A 15,641-nucleotide genomic window follows, 5' to 3' on the forward strand; every position below is an offset into this window, starting at 1 on the left:
GGTGCCGGCAGGGCGGCCGGTGTGAACGCTCACGTTAATTCTCCCCAGCCAGAAGTTCACGTAATTCCCCAGGCGCCCGGACCGGTCTGGGTGTCTCGGGCCGACGAGGTGGCTCGTTAGAGTGCCTGCGTGTCGAAGACCAGCGTGAGTAACGAGACGGGCAGCCTGCTCTGCCTCTGGGTGGAGCCGTGGGGAACTGATCACTGGATGCGTCCTGGCGAGGAGTTCACCGTCGTGACCGAGACGGAGCCCGAGGAGTCTTCGTTCAACGTCGTCGTTCATGATCAGGGCATCACGGTGTGGGTGAACTCAGGAAGCGACGCCGAGGTCTTCGACAAGAGCGGCGATCCGGCGCCTTGCGGGCATCAGCGGCCCGCCGACGCCGGATCTTGACCGGCAGGGTCGTCAGGTGAGTGCCTTGATGGGCCTGTCGGTGGGGTTCTTGGGCCGCTTGTTCGGGCGGTAGCTGGGGCCGTTCATGATGACCTGGTGGCTGGTGTTGATGAGCCGGTCCAGGAGCGACTCGGCGACGACGGGGTTGGGGAAGAGGGGATACCAGTCGCTGGGCGCCCGGTTGCTCGTGATGATCAGCGAGCGTCCCTGCCGCTCGGAGACGAGTTCGTAGAGGTCGTCGGCCTGGGCCGCGGACAGCTGGCGCATGGCGAAGTCGTCGAGGATGAGGACGTCGGGCCGGATGAGTTCGCGGATCCGTTTTTCCCAGGTGCGGTCCGCGTGGCCGCCGGCGAGGTCGGCGAGGATGCGGCTGGTCTTGGCGAAGCGGACGTGGGCGCCATGGCGGACGGCGAGGTGGCCGAGTGCCTGGGCGATGTGGGTCTTGCCGACGCCGACGGGGCCGAAGAGGATGACCGACTCGCCGGCATGAAGCCAGCGCAGGGCTCCCAGGTCACGGATCTGTGCGGCGGGCAGTTTCGATGAGGCGGTGAAGTCGAACTCCTCAAGGGTCACCTGCTGCTCGAACTTCGCCCGCTGCAGACGCCGTTGTAACGCGACGGTCTCGCGGCGGGTGATCTCGTCCTGGCAGAGGACCTGGAGGAAGTCGAGGTGGCCGAGTTCGCCGCCATGGGCCTGGGCCAGGCGGGCGTCGAGGGTCTCCAGCATGCCGGACAGTCGCAGGGCCTTGAGTGACTCCCGCAGGGCGGCGTCCATCACGGTCATCGGGCTTCCACCTCTGCTTCGTCGTGGACCTGGTCGTCGTGGATGTCGTCCGTCGGGTCGGGGGTCACGACGGTGGCGAAGAGCCGGTCCGGACCGTGGAGGAAGGCTGCGGCTCCGGCGTCTCCGCTGGTCTCGGGCTCGGGATCGGTCTCGGTGCCGGCGATGAGGATGCCCTTGATGGTGCGGTAGGACGGATCGCCGACCGCGATGGCCCTGGCGCAAGCGGCTTCCAGCCGCGTCTCGCCGTACTTCTTCCGCAGACCGAGAACCCCCTGGGCAGCGCGGAGCCGATAGAGCACGTTGTCCTCCAGCAGCTGGTCGACGACCTCGCGGCAGGCATCGCCGATCTCGGACGCCTGGCTTCGGCACCAGACCGGCGTCCGCATCTGGAAGGCGATCTTCTCCGGCGGATAGTCGCTCTTGTCGGTGCGTTTTCCCTGGTCAAGGGCCGTATGCGTCTTGACGAGGGAGCCGTCGTGGAAGACCTGCACCATCGTGGAGGTGGAGCGGACATCGACGCGGCGGCCGATCAGCTTCCACGGCACCGAATAGAGGGTGCGGCCGATCTTGATGTCCGGACCGACGGTGGCAGTCGACCAGCGGGCCAGCACGAATGGAGTCGGCGGCAGAGGCAGCAGTTCGGCCGCCTCCAGCGCGGCGGTGCCCGCGCGGAGGGCGGCGAGGTGTTTGCGGACGACCTGGCGGCTGCCGCGGTAGCCGCGAGCCTGGATCTCCAGGAACAGTCGAGTGCCGCTGACCTGGCCTTGGGCCTTGGTGAAGCGGGCGTTGAGGTATGCCTTGAACGGCTCCAGGACGCCGTTGGGGCGGCGGTCGCGGGCGGAGGCCAGCAGCTCGTCGAGGTCGGTGTCGCGGAAGCGGCGCACGGTCTTGCGGTCGAGGCTCAGACGGCGGGCGATGGCGCTGATCGTCCAGCGTTTCTCCAGCAGGCGGTGGATGTCTTCGTAAACGATCCCCCGCTCACTCCGCTGACCTGGGGATTCACGGAACTGCGGCCAGACCCGATTTCAGAGATCCTCATCAGTGGTCGGGGCCGACCCCGGGACCCCGGCCCCGTCGGCCCCGTAGAACGTCATGCCTCACGTCGGCGGCGCGCCGGGCCGTTGCGGGCCGGGCGCGCCGCCGTCTCAGGTGCGTGGGCGGGTGGCATGCTCAGCCGCCCACGCGCTGTGTGGTGTCAGTGGCGGGCGTCGCCGCGGTGGTGGTTGTGGCCCCAGGACTCGTCGTCGATGAAGCGGCCGCGGTGGTTGCGCAGGGTGGCGGTGTCGGAGTGGTTGTCCCACACGTAGTGGCGGCGGTCCTGGTAGAGGTCGGTGTGGGTGTCGCGGCCCTCACCGGTGTGGATGCGGACCGTGGCGCGGCCGGCCAGGCGGTAGTGGTCGAAGGTGTAGGTGCGGCCGGACTCGTCCTCAAGGGTCCAGCCGTCGAGGTTGACCGCCCTGCGGGTGGTGTTGGTGAGTTCCACCCACTCCCTGTTCAGCGAACGGTTGGAGCGGTCGTCGCGTCCCGGGGAGTCGTACTGAACGGCCGAGATCTCCACCCTGGGGTGGTGCGGGCGGGCGTGGTCGGCCGCGGACGCCGGCAGCGCCACCACCGAGACCAGAGCGCTGGCCGCGAGTGCTGCGGCGGCCAGACGACGGGCGGTGGCAGAAGCGGAAGCGGACAAGAAGTCCCCCTCAGGGGTGCGGGCACCCTCCCCGCAAGCGGTCTTCACGGCCGCCGTGGGAGTCGGTGCGGTGTGCGGGTGGCGACCGGTCGGCCGCCCACACACACTCTGTCCACCTCGTGCGGGAATTGAGGTGAAAACATGGACGGTGTTACCTATTGCCCATATTTCTGTGACTCTCGACTGCATCATCCACGTATGCCGCTGACGCCTGATGTTGACGACCCAGCACACTCCCGCCGCCGTGCAGGAGTTGACCCAGTCCCCGCAGCCCCTACATCACGCCGCCCCGCCACCGCACGAGCCGTCACCCGAAAGTGAGTAACAGCCCCCGCGCTCACCGCAACCGCGGGCGAGCCGGAAGCGGCGCCCACCACAACCCCGGAAGACTCCACAGCCTCATGCCGATACCGGCCGGGGCAGGTAGCCAGCCACTCGCCGCCCTCGTGTACGTGTGGGCCGACGCGGGGTGCACCCCCAAGGTCCGGCTCGGGCAGGCACGCTCCCGCGTCCTGGTTCTGATGGGTGTGTGCCTGGATGGCGCCAAGGAGCTGATCCCGGCCGAGGGGCTGCGGGAGTCGACCGAGTCGCGGGCCGACCTGCTGCGCGATTGCCGCAGGCGCGGCATGCGCGATCCGGAGCTGGTCGTTGGTGACGGCGCAATGGGCCTCTGGAAGGCGCTCGCTAAATGATCATTCGCAGGTCAACCCTGCCCACCCTGCGGGATTAGGGGAACCCACTCCGATGCCGCGGCACGGCTGGACGGCGGTTTCGGGCCCGCCCGCCGCCCCCCTGGACGTGATGCTGCCCCGCCCGCCTGCGAAGGCGGGCGGGACAGCATCATGGTTGTGTCGTCGCTTCAGTGCGCTCGTACTGAGGCTCCGTAGCTGTCGGTCTGGCGGAGTACCGCCACATCCGGGCCGGTGCCGACCAGGCCTGGATGAGGTACCACTCGGTTACCTCGTCGGGAGCCAGGTCGATGGCGGCGTCCCGGCCGCGTGAACGCGCAACCGGCAACTGCCGAACCCATTGAACGACAGGAACGGATGCCACAGCGTGCGCCGTGCGGCACGATGCCAGGAGCCGTCCGACCGGACTTGATCGATCTCCGGCACAACGGCTGGAGGAGACCTGCTTCCAGCTGGACGGCGCCGGCGCACGGTGAAGCGACTCGGCACACTCGTCGGATCGCCGGGCTCACCAGGCCGTCGACTACGTGTCCCTCGATGAGCTGAGACCATCCCCGCGGGCGCGGGGAGCACTGTCCCCAGTGTTCGCCGGCCGGGGGGACGGTGGGACCATCCCCGCGGGCGCAGGGAGCACGATGCCGTCCGACTTCTCTCCGGACATTCGGAGGGACCATCCCCGCGGGCGCGGGGAGCACATCTTGGTTGTCGTCGGGAACCTCTTCGCCGCGGGACCATCCCCGCGGGCGCGGGGAGCACTGCCCTTGCTTGTACGTGTTGTAGATGAACGGGGGACCATCCCCGCGGGCGCGGGGAGCACTCTCCACCTGAATCAGCTCCTCTCGGCGGTCAGGGACCATCCCCGCGGGCGCGGGGAGCACTCGCATGCAGGCCGAACGGAATTATCTGATCGGGGACCATCCCCGCGGGCGCGGGGAGCACTCCTCCGGCCATACGCCACGCTCCTCGTGTCCGGGACCATCCCCGCGGGCGCGGGGAGCACAAGCGGTACCCGGCGGAGAGCCTGCACAACGGGGGACCATCCCCGCGGGCGCGGGGAGCACTTCCCGGCGACGACGGGCTGGCCTGTGTTGATGGGACCATCCCCGCGGGCGCGGGGAGCACGCCGTCAGCGCCACCGCGCTCACGTTCGTCCCGGGACCATCCCCGCGGGCGCGGGGAGCACCACCGCTCGATGACCGGCCTGATCTGGGTCCTGGGACCATCCCCGCGGGCGCGGGGAGCACTCGGAGTACGGCGCCAAGCTCGCTGCTGCCGAGGGACCATCCCCGCGGGCGCGGGGAGCACATTGCTTCGCGGGAGATGACGCGCCGGACGACTGGACCATCCCCGCGGGCGCGGGGAGCACGTCGTCGACCTGGTCGCGGTCGGCGAGGCGCAGGGACCATCCCCGCGGGCGCGGGGAGCACGCGGGTGCGGGAGAAGAGGGTGAGCGCCATGGGGGACCATCCCCGCGGGCGCGGGGAGCACAGCTGGTCACCCTCGACCGACACGGCCAGGTAGGGACCATCCCCGCGGGCGCGGGGAGCACATGTGGTTGTGGAAGTCGGCGATCAAGCCGGCGGGACCATCCCCGCGGGCGCGGGGAGCACGAACGGCTCACGCTCGAACTTGCGGGGCTGGAGGGACCATCCCCGCGGGCGCGGGGAGCACATCATCATGGATCTGAGTCTGACGACTCGGACGGGACCATCCCCGCGGGCGCGGGGAGCACAACACGCGGATGGTCGTCGGGTTGCCGACGCCGGGACCATCCCCGCGGGCGCGGGGAGCACTCATGCCCGGCAAGGGTCCGGGCGAGGGCCGAGGGACCATCCCCGCGGGCGCGGGGAGCACTCGGCGCCCCGACGTCGTTGCGGCGTGCCGGAGGGACCATCCCCGCGGGCGCGGGGAGCACCAGCAGAGCGCACGGGGCCAGGGGCCGGAGTGGGGACCATCCCCGCGGGCGCGGGGAGCACGGCGCGCCCGTCACGGTGAGGGTCTGGACTTCGGGACCATCCCCGCGGGCGCGGGGAGCACTGGTGCATGAGGGACTGGGTGGGCGGCAGCTTGGGACCATCCCCGCGGGCGCGGGGAGCACTTCGGGTCACCAGACTTCGCGCGGACGGGGAAGGGACCATCCCCGCGGGCGCGGGGAGCACGGAGACCGGCGGATCGCGCCCTCGCACATCGGGGGACCATCCCCGCGGGCGCGGGGAGCACACTGCACGACCTGCTGGTTTAGGTTCGGCAGGTCAGATTTTTCAGCACTTACCCAGATTCCGAGATTTGGGGCAAATTAGACATTGCGGAATTCAACCCCTCGTGAAGCGGCGGCGTTTGGCGGCTTTGCTCCAGCCGGGTTGGGGGGCGTTGCCGGCCGGCTGGGTGTTGGGGTTTGGGCGGCGGATGAGGGTGAGGCCTTCGTGGTCGGCCGGGTGCCAGGTGTGGTCGTGGGTTCGGAAGATGAAGCCCTGTTCGTTGTTGGTGGTGTGGGCGAGGAGGGCGCGGCCTTGTCCTGCGTATTGCTGGACTTCGTCCCAGAGGGCGTCGCGGATGCGTGCGGAGGGGTTGCCGATGAAGACGCCTGCGGAGATTTCCAGGAGCCAGCGTGTGAGGAATCCGCGGAGTCCGGGCGGGCAGTTGGTGAGGACGATCACGGTCACCAGAGCACCGCTTCCTTGTCGTCGGTGTTGGCGTAGTTCCGTCCGGAGGGGACCTGTTGGCCGCGGTCGGTGTGGAGTGTGACGCGGTCCGCTTCGTCGGCGGGTTGGGCACCCGTGGCGGTGGTGTCGGGCAGGAGGAGGGTCTTGATGTTCTCGACGCAGCGGTCGAGCAGGGATGTTGCGTTGATGCGGTCGCGCAGGGCGCGGCGGGTTCGGGGGCCGACGTCCTGTTCGTCGTCGGCGGCGATGTCGAAGGCGAGGGGGATTCCGATCTCGGTCTTGTACAGGTCGGCGATGTCCAGGACGAAGGACAGCTCGTGGCCGGAGTGGACGAAGCCGAGGGCGGGGCTGCAGCCGAGGGAAGCGACGACGGCGTGGGCGATGCCGTACATGCACTGGGCGGCGGCGGTCACGGCCTGGTTGACGGCATCGCCGCTGGTGAAGTCGCCGGGGGTGTACTTGCGGCCTTTCCAGGGGATGCCGGTGCGGGCGGCGTGTTCGCGGTAGCAGTCTTTGACGCGTCTGCCTTCGTGGCCGAGGAGTTCCTGGCGGGTGAGGCCGGCGGGGTCCTCGTCGGGGAAGCGCAGGCGGTACATGGCGCGGGCGACGGCGAGGCGGGTGCGGGGGTTGGCCCATTTGAGGGCTTGGGCTTCGGCGAGGGCGGAGGAGCGGGTCAGGGCGCGGCCGCTGGCGTAGTAGCGCACGCCGTGCTCGCCGACCCAGGCGACGGCTGCCCCGGTCTCGCCGAGGACGCTCATCGCCTGGTGGGTGATGCGGGTGCCTGGGCCGAGCAGGAGGGTGCCGATGGTGGCGGAGGGGATGTGTGTGGTGCCGTCGGCGTCCTCGGCGGTGATGGCGTTGGCGTCCCGGTGGACGGTGCAGCGTTCCAGGTAGACGAAGGACAGGCGCTCGCTGGTGCGGGTGAGGTGGCGTGGGGTGAGCGCGGTGCGTTTGCTGACGGTCGTCACTGGCTTCGTTCACCCGTGCCAGGGACCGGGACGAGGGTCATCAGGCCGCAGCCGTATGCCTTGGCCTTGCCCAGGCCCTGGGCGAGGGTGCGGCGCAGCAGGTCGGGGTCGGTGACCTCAAGGCGGCCGTCGAAGGTGACGGCGACCAGGGTGACCGGCCGTCGCCCGGATGAGTTGTTGCTGCGGGGTTTGGCGAAGGACAGGTTGCGCTGGTCGTGGACGAGGAGTTCGTAGCGGTCGCCGTGGTGCGGGGACTTTTTGTACGTGGTGCCGCTGGGCAACAGCCGTTTGTCGTCGGGTTTTTCGCAGATGCGGAATCCGCAGCGTTCCTGTCGTTCCAGGAGCCAGGCCATCTGGTGGACGGGTGTGATGTGGGCGGTGCGCTTGATCGGTTCGTCGTCCTTGCGGCGGATGTGGTGCACCGGGTTGGCGGTGAGCCTGAACGCCCAGGTGGTGCCCTGGGTGAGCCGGTCGAGGAAGGGGGTATAGGGGCGTGTCTGCCAGCCGGGGTTGTCCGGCTCTGCCGCGGCGGCGGCCGGCCAGCCGGCCTGTTCGACGAGGTGGGTGAGATCCGGGCGGTCGGGACTGACCACGTAGAGGAAGACCTCGGCGGCCGCGTTGTGGTCCAGCCGCCACAGCACCCGCGGCCCGCCGTCTGCTGCGGCAGAGCCGGCGGGGGCGGTGGGCAGCAGGTTCGGAAAGGATGCCATGACGGCGGCGTGCAGGGACTGGGGTGAGGAGAGCAGGCGCCGGGCGCCGGGGCGCGCGGTGTTGATACGGAAGCGGGACAGGTACATCAGGCGCTCTCTTCCTCCAGAGCGGCGAACGGGTCGTGCGCGGGCACGACCCTGGCGCTCGGGTTCGCTACTTCCACGGTCGTGGTGACCACGGGGCGCAGGGCGTGCCGGCGGTGTTCGGCGGCGAAGCTGAGGGGCTGGTCTCGCAGCAGGTCTGCGCCGGGTTCATCGGGGCGGGCCTCGCGCAGCACGGTCAGGGACACGGTCGCGTCGCGGCGGCGCTGCCTGCGGTACCAGGCGGCGGCCTGCCAGGGCTCAGCCCGGAGCGCCTTGGTGAGGTCGGTACCGCGGTGCAGGCTGAGGCGGACCGGGTGGGCCGGTGGGCAGGAGCGCCGGCCGAGGAAGGGTGCGTGGACGGGGCGGTGCAGGGCGGCGTCAACCTCGTCTAGGAGGGGGGCCTCGCCCTCGACAGCGGCGACGAAGACCGCGTCGGCGAGGTAGTACCGCTCGGACAGGGGCATCGACTTGCCGGTGTCCGCGTGGTGGGCGGTCTGGAAGTCGCGGACCCGGGTACCGGGCTGGTCGATACGGACGGCGAACCGCAGCACGGCGAGGCGGGCCAGTGCTTCATCGTCACCGCGGTCCATGCCTCGGGCGGCTGCGAGCATGCCGATCACACCGCTCTTGGTGGGGGCGGACTCGGTGGTGCGGCGGGCGAACCGGGCCGAGGCCCCCCACGCTTGCAGGGGGCCCGCCAGCCGCAGAGTCAGCACGCTCATGCGGGCTTGTCCATGCGTTCCGCGACCGCCTGGCCGACCGCCTCGACGAGCGCGGACAGGCTGGGCGTCTCCTGGCCGATGCCGGCGAGCTTGTCGGTGGCGGCTCCCACACGCAGGACCCAGGTCACGGTGGACTGCTCATCGCCGTAGGCTCGTTCGACCTCGGGGATGTACTCGGCCAGGCGGGCGGACGCCTCGCGCAGATGCCCCCCGCCCAGTTCAGCCCTTACCGGCTCCTCGAACGCGGCGACGAGACTGATGGGGCGGGTCGTGCGGAGCTTGACGACGACGGCGTCGGGCAGGGTGTGATGCCCGAACGTATTGATCTTGCCCTTGGGCAGTGAGGCGACGAAGGCGTGAACGAACGCCTCGACGGCCCGCCGCACGGGGGTCGTGACGGGTTCGTCGTCGCGCAGCCCTTCGCCGAGGTTGGCGGTGAGCTGGTGCACGCTGACGGCGGCGTAACGGTAGAGCGTGGCGGAGTTGAAGTCGACCGTTCCGATCATTCCGGCGCCGGTTTCGGCGTCGGTGTTCTTGTCGTCGACGGCCGTGTAGTAGTCGGACTCGTTGTCCACGCGGTGCACGCTGATGGCGTGGGCGACCTGGGCGGCGGCGTCGACGTTGAAGTCGGCGGAGTCAGCGACCATCCGCCCGAACAGGGCGATGTCGACGGAGTGGCGGGTGTCGGCGATCTGCTTGGCCCGCGCCTTGTTGTCCCTCTCTTTCAGATACGCCGTGATGTCGGCGGCGCCGTCGACGGCGAGCGCGGCGAGACCGTCGAGCTGCCGGGCGCTCAGGAACATCAGGTACTTCGACTCGGGCGCCGCCTCCTCCGCCTTCTCCCCCGCAGCATCGGCCTTCGCCTTGCGCGTCTTGCGCTCCGGTGCCTCCATCTTCGAGCCGGTGGCCGTCTCGATCACGACGGCTGCCAGCCGCAGCGCCTCGGCCTCCTTGATCGACGCGTCGAGATCCGTGATGCGGGTGGCGAGAAGCTCGGCGACCTTCTTCGTCCGCACGCCCAGTTCGCTCGGGTCGAGCAGCTGCTCGTCGCGGAAGTACTCGCGGGTGACGCGCTTCCATGCCTGGCTGGAAACCCTGGCCCGGGGAACCCCGCCGTAGACGGCCGACTTCGGGGCGCCGGTGTCGTCGCGGTTGAGGTTGCTGGGCGGCACGGTCTGCAGGGCGTGCACGTCGAGGAAGATGCGGTTCACGAGGCGTCCTTGGTCGTGTCGGAAGCGGAAGCGAGGCCGGTGTCGGAGGCGGATCCGGCTGTATCGCAGGGATCGGGGGCGGCGTCCTTGGGCGGGCGGTAGGCATGGAAGGAGCGGCCCCACGCACGGCGTACCTCGTCCCGGCCGCCCGTCTGCTGCCATCGGCACAACTGCCCGGCGAGCAAGGCGTAGTCGAGGGCGATGTCCTCGCGGCGCAGCAGCACCACGATCTCCCGCAAGCGCAGGGCGAGCGCGGAAAGGTCCGGAGCCTGGCCGGCTCGGATGAGGCGCTTGAGGATCGTCTCGTCGATGTCGCCCTTGGGCATGAGCCGACGGACCGCGGCCCCCAGACCGGCGGGCGCGTCCTTGCGGTGGGGCCGGTGCATCCCGGTCCCCCGCGACTGCTGGTGCAAAGCCCACAGCGTTACAGCGACGTGTACGGCGTCCTCGGCACGGGCCAGGTCCTCTTCACGCGCGGGCCGGCCGCCCTCCTCCGCCGGGTCGTGCAGAGGGCCGGTGTCAATCAGGCCCCACAGATCCGGAACCTGCTGGATCTCCTTGCCGGCGCCTCGGCGCAGCCGGGCCAGCGCGGCCACATCGCGCGACTGGTCGGCCAAGTAGCCCCGCTGCAGACCATTGATGTTCACCGCGGTGATATCTCGCACCCGTTCCGGGAGAGAGGTGCGGGTGGAAGTGGTCACGAGTGTGCCCTTTCTGCGGGAAGGCCTGCAGCGGGATCGGCATCGAGGGACTGCTGGGTATCCGCCTCGGTGCTCGTGGAGAAGTCCGGGAAGCCGAGGGCTTCGCCGAGCCGACGGCGAAACCAGCCTTCGGCGCAGGCGGAGTTGAGCCACACGGCGCCTTTGGCCGTGGTCACGATCCGGCCCTCCCAGGCAGCGTCTCCAGCCTCGGCGAGCAGATGGTCACCGAGCCGGCTGATGATGCGGTGGATCCGGCGTTGCCAGAGCGTGCGCTGCTCGTCGGGGTCCTCGTCGTCGGCCAGCTCGCGCAGCCAGATCCGATAGGGGTCATCCAGCGCGGCGAAGCCGCGCTCCCGCGCCCTGGCCCGGGCCCCTTCCGTCTCCGTGCCGGCCGCCCGCGCCAGGTCGGTAGCCAGATCCCCGAGCCGGGTGACAGCCTGCTCCGCGTCGCCGACCGCGTCGATCGCCTCCTGCGCGTACTCCCGGTCCTGACGGTGCAGCAGCACCACCGCCATGGCCAGGTGATCGTCGACGATCTCGTCGATCACGGACTGCTGCGTGCCGTACACCGCGCCGACCACCCGCGCCCGGATCAAAAATCCACGCGCCAACACCCCCTCGGTGACCAGCCGGGCAACCCACTCCAAAATCCCAGGACGCAGCATGGAGGCGGCCTCGACACCCTGGCCGGCGACCTCCCGCTCAGCGATCAGCGAGGACAGCCCCCGCCACACGGCACGCGACGGGTCATGCTCCCGAGGCAGGTAAACCAGAGCCTCGCCACGCTTCTTCTCCTGCGCCTTGCTACGCCGCCACGCGGTCATGGGCTCGCGGGTGTGCAGGTTATGCGCGGTAAGCGGGTCACCGTAGCCGAGGACGACGCCGTGGACGCCTGCCTCATCGAAGTGGAGCCGGAGCCGCCGGGTCTGCCAGGTGTACAGATCCCGTACGCCCGACGGGTGCCGGTTCGCGACGGCTGAGGGCCCGCACGGCTCGCGGCGCCACGCCGGGCGGTCATCCCTGTCGATGCGCAGCCCCGCGCTGTCGCCGGCGACCAGGTTGAGCAGCAACGTCTCACGCAGGGTCTCGCCCTCGACGAAGACCCCGCCCAGCTGGCCGGCCCAGCCCACCCCGAGCGGGTACACCTTGTTGTTCTTGGCCCGGGCGTCGCCGACGGTGCCGGTCTTGATCCCGGAGGTGTCGTAGGCGTGGGTGTGGACCACCCAGCGGGCGGCCTCGGCGAAGCCGAGACGGTCGACGGCGGGCATCCGGGAAGAGAAGAACGGCTCCCCGTTGGGGACATCGGCGACGATCCGGTTGAGCGAGAACACCTCGTCACGGGCCGTACGCAGGCCCGCCACCTGGAAGAACGGGGCGACCGGATGCAGAAGATCGAACCGTTCACGGTGCTCATCAAGGTAGGCGGCAACCGGTGCGAAGCAGTCGTCGTCCTCCCACAGTTCCGCCCAGTCGTCGGTGTCCTGCGGTCCGTCCAGCGCGTCGTGGGCGACGGCCAGCAGCAGCCGGAGCAGGGCGAACTCCTGGGTGGGCACGTCTCCGACGACCCGGCGCAGGCTGCCGGCCCGGGCGAACACCTCAGCAAGCGATAACTCGCCGCGCCGGCCCTCGCGGTACAGAACCGGGATCCAGGGCCGCAGGGTCAGGTCGAACGACAACGCGCCGTCTCCACGGCTTTCATGGGCGTCAGGCACGCGTCACCTCAAGTCCGTCGGATGGGCTGTAACGGAGTTGGAACCCTGCCAGACGGGTCTGACAATCGGTGTCCAGCGCGAGAATCAGCTGGCCGGCGAGCCAATGACTGTCCTTCACCTGCCAGGCCGGCACATACAGTTCCTCCAGTTCGGCGATGGCGCGGTCCATCACGTCCGCGTACGAGAACTGGCTCGGTAGCCGCAGCCCACAAGCGGCTGCCGCCCGGGCAGCCCGAGGAGACGGTGGCCGGTCCTGGGGCAGGTCCAGGCCCGCCTTGTCCGGTGCGATCCAGTCCACGGTGGCCAGCGATCCGTCAGCTTGCCGCTGTACGACGACGACCTCCAAGCTTTCCTTGCTGTCACGGACCTGGGCCCGGCCGGTGCGCGTGTCGTCCGCGTCCCCCGCACCCGCCGCCACCCAGCCGATCAGCGCCCGCCCCGGCCGACCCACCCCATCGAGCCGGAACACACCCGCCCGCTCGGCCTGGTCCTTGCGGTGCTTCTCATGCCGGCGCAGTGCCTCCGCCATGGCCTCGCCCCAGCCGACCGGACCGACCGGCTGATTTCCGTAGGCGGCCTGGACCAGGGGGCTGATGTCCTGCGGCAGCCGCACCGGCCGGCAAGTTCCGTCCAGGTGCTCCAGCAGGACGGCCGCCGATCGCAGCAACGCGTGCGCGCCATACACGGCAACTGACCCCCGCACCGGCGTCGGCACCGGGCCCGTCCAGTCGACACCGGTTACCAGACAGCGCGCCGTACGCACTCGCCGCGGACGGTCCGCCTGGCCCTCGCCCCGCACGTGCCGGTGCAGGCGCCCCATGCGCTGCAGCAACAGGTCCACCGGGCACAGATCGGTGACAAGCAAGTCGAAGTCGACGTCCAGGGACTGCTCCGCCACCTGGCTGGCCACCACGACATGAGGCCCGGTCGGGCGTTGCCCGCTCTTGCCCGGCGGCCCGAACCGGTTCAGCAGCCCGGCGTCGTTCGCCGCTCGGTCCACATCGATGAAGCACGAATGGGCCACCGAGACGGCGTCGTCGCCGAAACGCTCACGCAGAACTCGCGCCGTTTCCAGCACCCGTTTGACGGTGTTGCGGACCACCAGCGCGCACCCACCGTCGGCCAGTTCGACGGCCAGCCGGTCCGCCAAGACACCGAAGTCATCGTCGAGACGTTCGAGACGGACCTCGGCCCCGCGAGCCGACGCCTGCGGACACTCGGCGACCGGCGCACCGCCCGGCGGCACAGCAGTCAGCAGCGGATATCCATCAGCCCGCCCCACCGCCTCGAACTCCCCGGCGCCGACGGTGCCTCCGGCGCCCGCATAGGCTTCGGCCAGCTGACGCCGACGGCTGGCGGGCAGCGTCGCCGACAGCACCACCACCGGCACCCGGTACGCCCCCAGCCACGACAGCACACGGTCCAGATAGGCACTCATGTACGTGTCGTAGGCGTGCGCCTCGTCGATCACCACGACCTTGCCCGCGATCGCCAGATGCCGCAGCGCCAGATGCCGGCTCTTCAACCCAGCGAACAGCAACTGATCGACCGTGCCCGCGACGAACGACGACAGCATCGCCTTCTTCCGGCCCCGCAACCACGCGTGCGCCACCAACTCGGCCGACGCCACCCGCCGGTCATCCGCAGGCCGCCAATCACCCTCTTCCTCATCCACCTCGACAGCCGCGATCCGCTGGGCGCTCTGGCGCATCAGATCCGCGTACTCGTCGTTAAGCGCCGCCTTGGAATGCGCCAGCAACGCCGACAGCCGCGTCCCCTCCGGGGCGGGCAGCCGCTTCAGCCAGTCCAGCAGCCGGGGAAACATCGCATTGCCCGTAGCCATGGTCGGCAGCGCGAAGAACACCCCGCCCGCCCCCGACCGCGCCGCCAGCACCTCGGCCGCCGCCAACGCGGCCTCCGTCTTCCCTTCGCCCATCGGCGCCTCGATCACCAGCAACCCCGGCGCAGACATACTGCGCGCCAGCCGAACGGCTGCCTCCTGCACTGGCCGCACCACAGCACCCGGCGGCAGGTCAAACCGAGTACCGAACAACTCCCCCACGTCCTCGGGTGGTTCCTCGGCTCTCCACGGCTCGGGCAAGTCCAGCCCCCGCCACGCAGCCTCCACCCGCTCAGCACCCGTACGACCTGCCGCCTGCGGGAAATACGGAAACAGATCAGGGTTGCTGGCGATCCAGTCCGCGACGATCACCAACGCCGACAGCAGCACCTGCACCGGCTGCGGCAGCTTCACCGCCCGCCACACGCCGAGCCGGTCCCCTACGCCGAACTCCTCGGCACACGCATCCAGCAGTTCCTCTTGCACCCGCCGCCACAACGCACGGCTCGGGCCCGACGTCCACAACAAGGACGGACGGTCGTCCAGGCTCTTGAGCTGCCCGTGGTCCGGGGGCACACCGTGATGCCCGCCCACAACCACCGCGAACTGCGCCGACTGCCGCCCCGTCCAGCCGTGCCGCTCCTCCAGCCACTGCGCCAGCAGCACCTGCCCGGCCAGCCCATGCGGAGCCAGCCGCCGGTCCGGCCCGAACTGACGCTGCGTCTTCATCTCCAGGCCGTGCTCACGCATGACGTTGGCGAGCTGATCGACCTGACACGCGAACGCCGGCGTCGCCTTGCCGATGTCATGCACACCCGCCAACCACACCGCCAGCCGCCTGCCGTCCCCCTCACCACCCGGCAACACCCCGGAAATCAGCGCCTTCACATTCGCAGGCAGCCACCGGTCCCACAACAGCCCCGCCACCGCGGCGCTGTCCTCCATGTGCCGCCACAACGGCAACCAGCCCTCACCGTCCCGGTCGTGCTTCGCCCACACCGACCGCACCGGACCCGTGAGCCGATCCCCCAGCCCAGAACTGCACTCCCCGTCACACGCCATGGCAGATACATACAGTCAGATAAACCCCGACGACGCCTCCTTGCGAAAACCGAACACGATCGCGGCCAAAACCTGCCTAACACCACGTAGCGCCAGGTCCCCCGACGTACGATGTTCGGTCAGTCCCGAACAGGAAACCAGTTCCTGACGATTTATAGCTCTCTAGGCGGAATAACGGAATCGGTGAAAGTACCGTCGAATGACACCCAGCAGCGATAAAGCTGCAGATCGCCGAGGGGTGCTCCCCGCACCCGCGGGGATGGTCCCAGTGTCGTCGTCGGCGCGGCGTCCGCGACCCAGTGCTCCCCGCACCCGCGGGGATGGTCCCTGGTCGGACACCTTGAGCACCGCCCTGATCAAGTGTTCCCCGCACCCGTGGGGATGGTCCCCAGCCCCCGCCGCCCACCGACGGCCAACTC

Annotated in this window: 12 protein-coding genes, 1 pseudogene and 1 CRISPR repeat array; of the genes and pseudogenes, 2 read left to right on the plus strand and 11 right to left on the minus strand. The window is 69.9% G+C overall.

Annotated features, from left to right (window positions below; translation table 11 throughout):
- The first annotated feature begins 129 nt into the window (after nt 1–129).
- Entirely contained in the window at nt 130–393 is a 264-nt protein-coding gene (locus OG202_RS04100) for a hypothetical protein (protein WP_327731303.1), read from the plus strand.
- A gap of 12 nt (nt 394–405) precedes the next feature.
- Here OG202_RS04100 and istB read toward each other — a convergent pair whose 3' ends face one another.
- From istB to OG202_RS04115, 3 genes are all read right to left on the minus strand, one after another.
- A complete protein-coding gene (gene istB, locus OG202_RS04105; RefSeq protein ID WP_327731302.1) occupies nt 406–1,176 on the minus strand; it encodes an IS21-like element helper ATPase IstB in 771 nt (256 codons plus the stop codon).
- Entirely contained in the window at nt 1,173–2,060 is an 888-nt protein-coding gene (locus OG202_RS04110) for a Mu transposase domain-containing protein (RefSeq protein WP_327731301.1), read from the minus strand. Before OG202_RS04110 ends, istB begins: the two co-directional genes overlap by 4 nt.
- Nucleotides 2,061–2,371: 311 nt before the next feature.
- Nucleotides 2,372–2,860 carry a lamin tail domain-containing protein gene (locus OG202_RS04115; RefSeq protein ID WP_327731300.1) on the minus strand — a complete coding sequence of 163 codons (489 nt, stop codon included), beginning with the start codon at nt 2,858–2,860 and terminating at the stop codon, nt 2,372–2,374.
- A gap of 446 nt (nt 2,861–3,306) precedes the next feature.
- Here OG202_RS04115 and OG202_RS04120 point away from each other — a divergent pair.
- Nucleotides 3,307–3,543, plus strand: a pseudogene (locus tag OG202_RS04120) (transposase); the annotation flags it as partial.
- A gap of 550 nt (nt 3,544–4,093) precedes the next feature.
- Nucleotides 4,094–5,769: direct repeats of the CRISPR family, unit length 29 nt; unit sequence GGGACCATCCCCGCGGGCGCGGGGAGCAC.
- A gap of 92 nt (nt 5,770–5,861) precedes the next feature.
- Here OG202_RS04120 and cas2e read toward each other — a convergent pair.
- Genes cas2e through cas3 form a run of 8 tightly spaced genes read right to left on the minus strand, consistent with a single transcriptional unit; the run spans nt 5,862 to nt 15,105 of the window.
- Nucleotides 5,862–6,212, minus strand: a complete 351-nt coding sequence (cas2e, locus tag OG202_RS04125; protein ID WP_327731299.1) for a type I-E CRISPR-associated endoribonuclease Cas2e — start codon at nt 6,210–6,212, stop codon at nt 5,862–5,864.
- Nucleotides 6,209–7,180 (minus strand): type I-E CRISPR-associated endonuclease Cas1e, encoded by a 972-nt coding sequence (gene cas1e / locus OG202_RS04130; RefSeq protein WP_327731298.1) that lies wholly within the window; start codon nt 7,178–7,180, stop codon nt 6,209–6,211. The genes cas2e and cas1e overlap by 4 nt, the downstream gene beginning before the upstream one ends.
- On the minus strand, nt 7,177–7,977 hold the full coding sequence (cas6e, locus tag OG202_RS04135; RefSeq protein ID WP_327731297.1) for a type I-E CRISPR-associated protein Cas6/Cse3/CasE: 801 nt from the start codon (nt 7,975–7,977) through the stop codon (nt 7,177–7,179). Before cas6e ends, cas1e begins: the two co-directional genes overlap by 4 nt.
- Complete coding sequence (gene cas5e, locus OG202_RS04140) at nt 7,977–8,696, minus strand: type I-E CRISPR-associated protein Cas5/CasD (protein WP_328222289.1); 720 nt, start codon at nt 8,694–8,696, stop codon at nt 7,977–7,979. Before cas5e ends, cas6e begins: the two co-directional genes overlap by 1 nt.
- Nucleotides 8,693–9,907 (minus strand): type I-E CRISPR-associated protein Cas7/Cse4/CasC, encoded by a 1,215-nt coding sequence (cas7e, locus tag OG202_RS04145; protein ID WP_327731295.1) that lies wholly within the window; start codon nt 9,905–9,907, stop codon nt 8,693–8,695. The genes cas5e and cas7e overlap by 4 nt, the downstream gene beginning before the upstream one ends.
- Nucleotides 9,904–10,608, minus strand: coding sequence for a type I-E CRISPR-associated protein Cse2/CasB (gene casB / locus OG202_RS04150; protein WP_327731294.1), 705 nt, complete (start codon nt 10,606–10,608; stop codon nt 9,904–9,906). Before casB ends, cas7e begins: the two co-directional genes overlap by 4 nt.
- Nucleotides 10,605–12,320, minus strand: coding sequence for a type I-E CRISPR-associated protein Cse1/CasA (gene casA / locus OG202_RS04155; RefSeq protein ID WP_327731293.1), 1,716 nt, complete (start codon nt 12,318–12,320; stop codon nt 10,605–10,607). The genes casB and casA overlap by 4 nt, the downstream gene beginning before the upstream one ends.
- Nucleotides 12,313–15,105 carry a CRISPR-associated helicase Cas3' gene (gene cas3, locus OG202_RS04160; protein ID WP_443052205.1) on the minus strand — a complete coding sequence of 931 codons (2,793 nt, stop codon included), beginning with the start codon at nt 15,103–15,105 and terminating at the stop codon, nt 12,313–12,315. The genes casA and cas3 overlap by 8 nt, the downstream gene beginning before the upstream one ends.
- Nucleotides 15,106–15,641 lie beyond the last annotated feature (536 nt).

Source organism: Streptomyces sp. NBC_00310, from assembly GCF_036208085.1.
GTDB lineage: Bacteria > Actinomycetota > Actinomycetes > Streptomycetales > Streptomycetaceae > Streptomyces.

Coding starts and splice junctions, on each gene's coding strand:
- cas6e (WP_327731297.1), bottom strand. CDS start 7,977: ATGTACCTGTCCCGCTTCCGTATCAACACCGCGCGCCCCGGCGCCCGG.
- cas3 (WP_443052205.1), bottom strand. CDS start 15,105: ATGGAGGACAGCGCCGCGGTGGCGGGGCTGTTGTGGGACCGGTGGCTG.
- cas5e (WP_328222289.1), bottom strand. CDS start 8,696: ATGAGCGTGCTGACTCTGCGGCTGGCGGGCCCCCTGCAAGCGTGGGGG.
- istB (WP_327731302.1), bottom strand. CDS start 1,176: ATGACCGTGATGGACGCCGCCCTGCGGGAGTCACTCAAGGCCCTGCGA.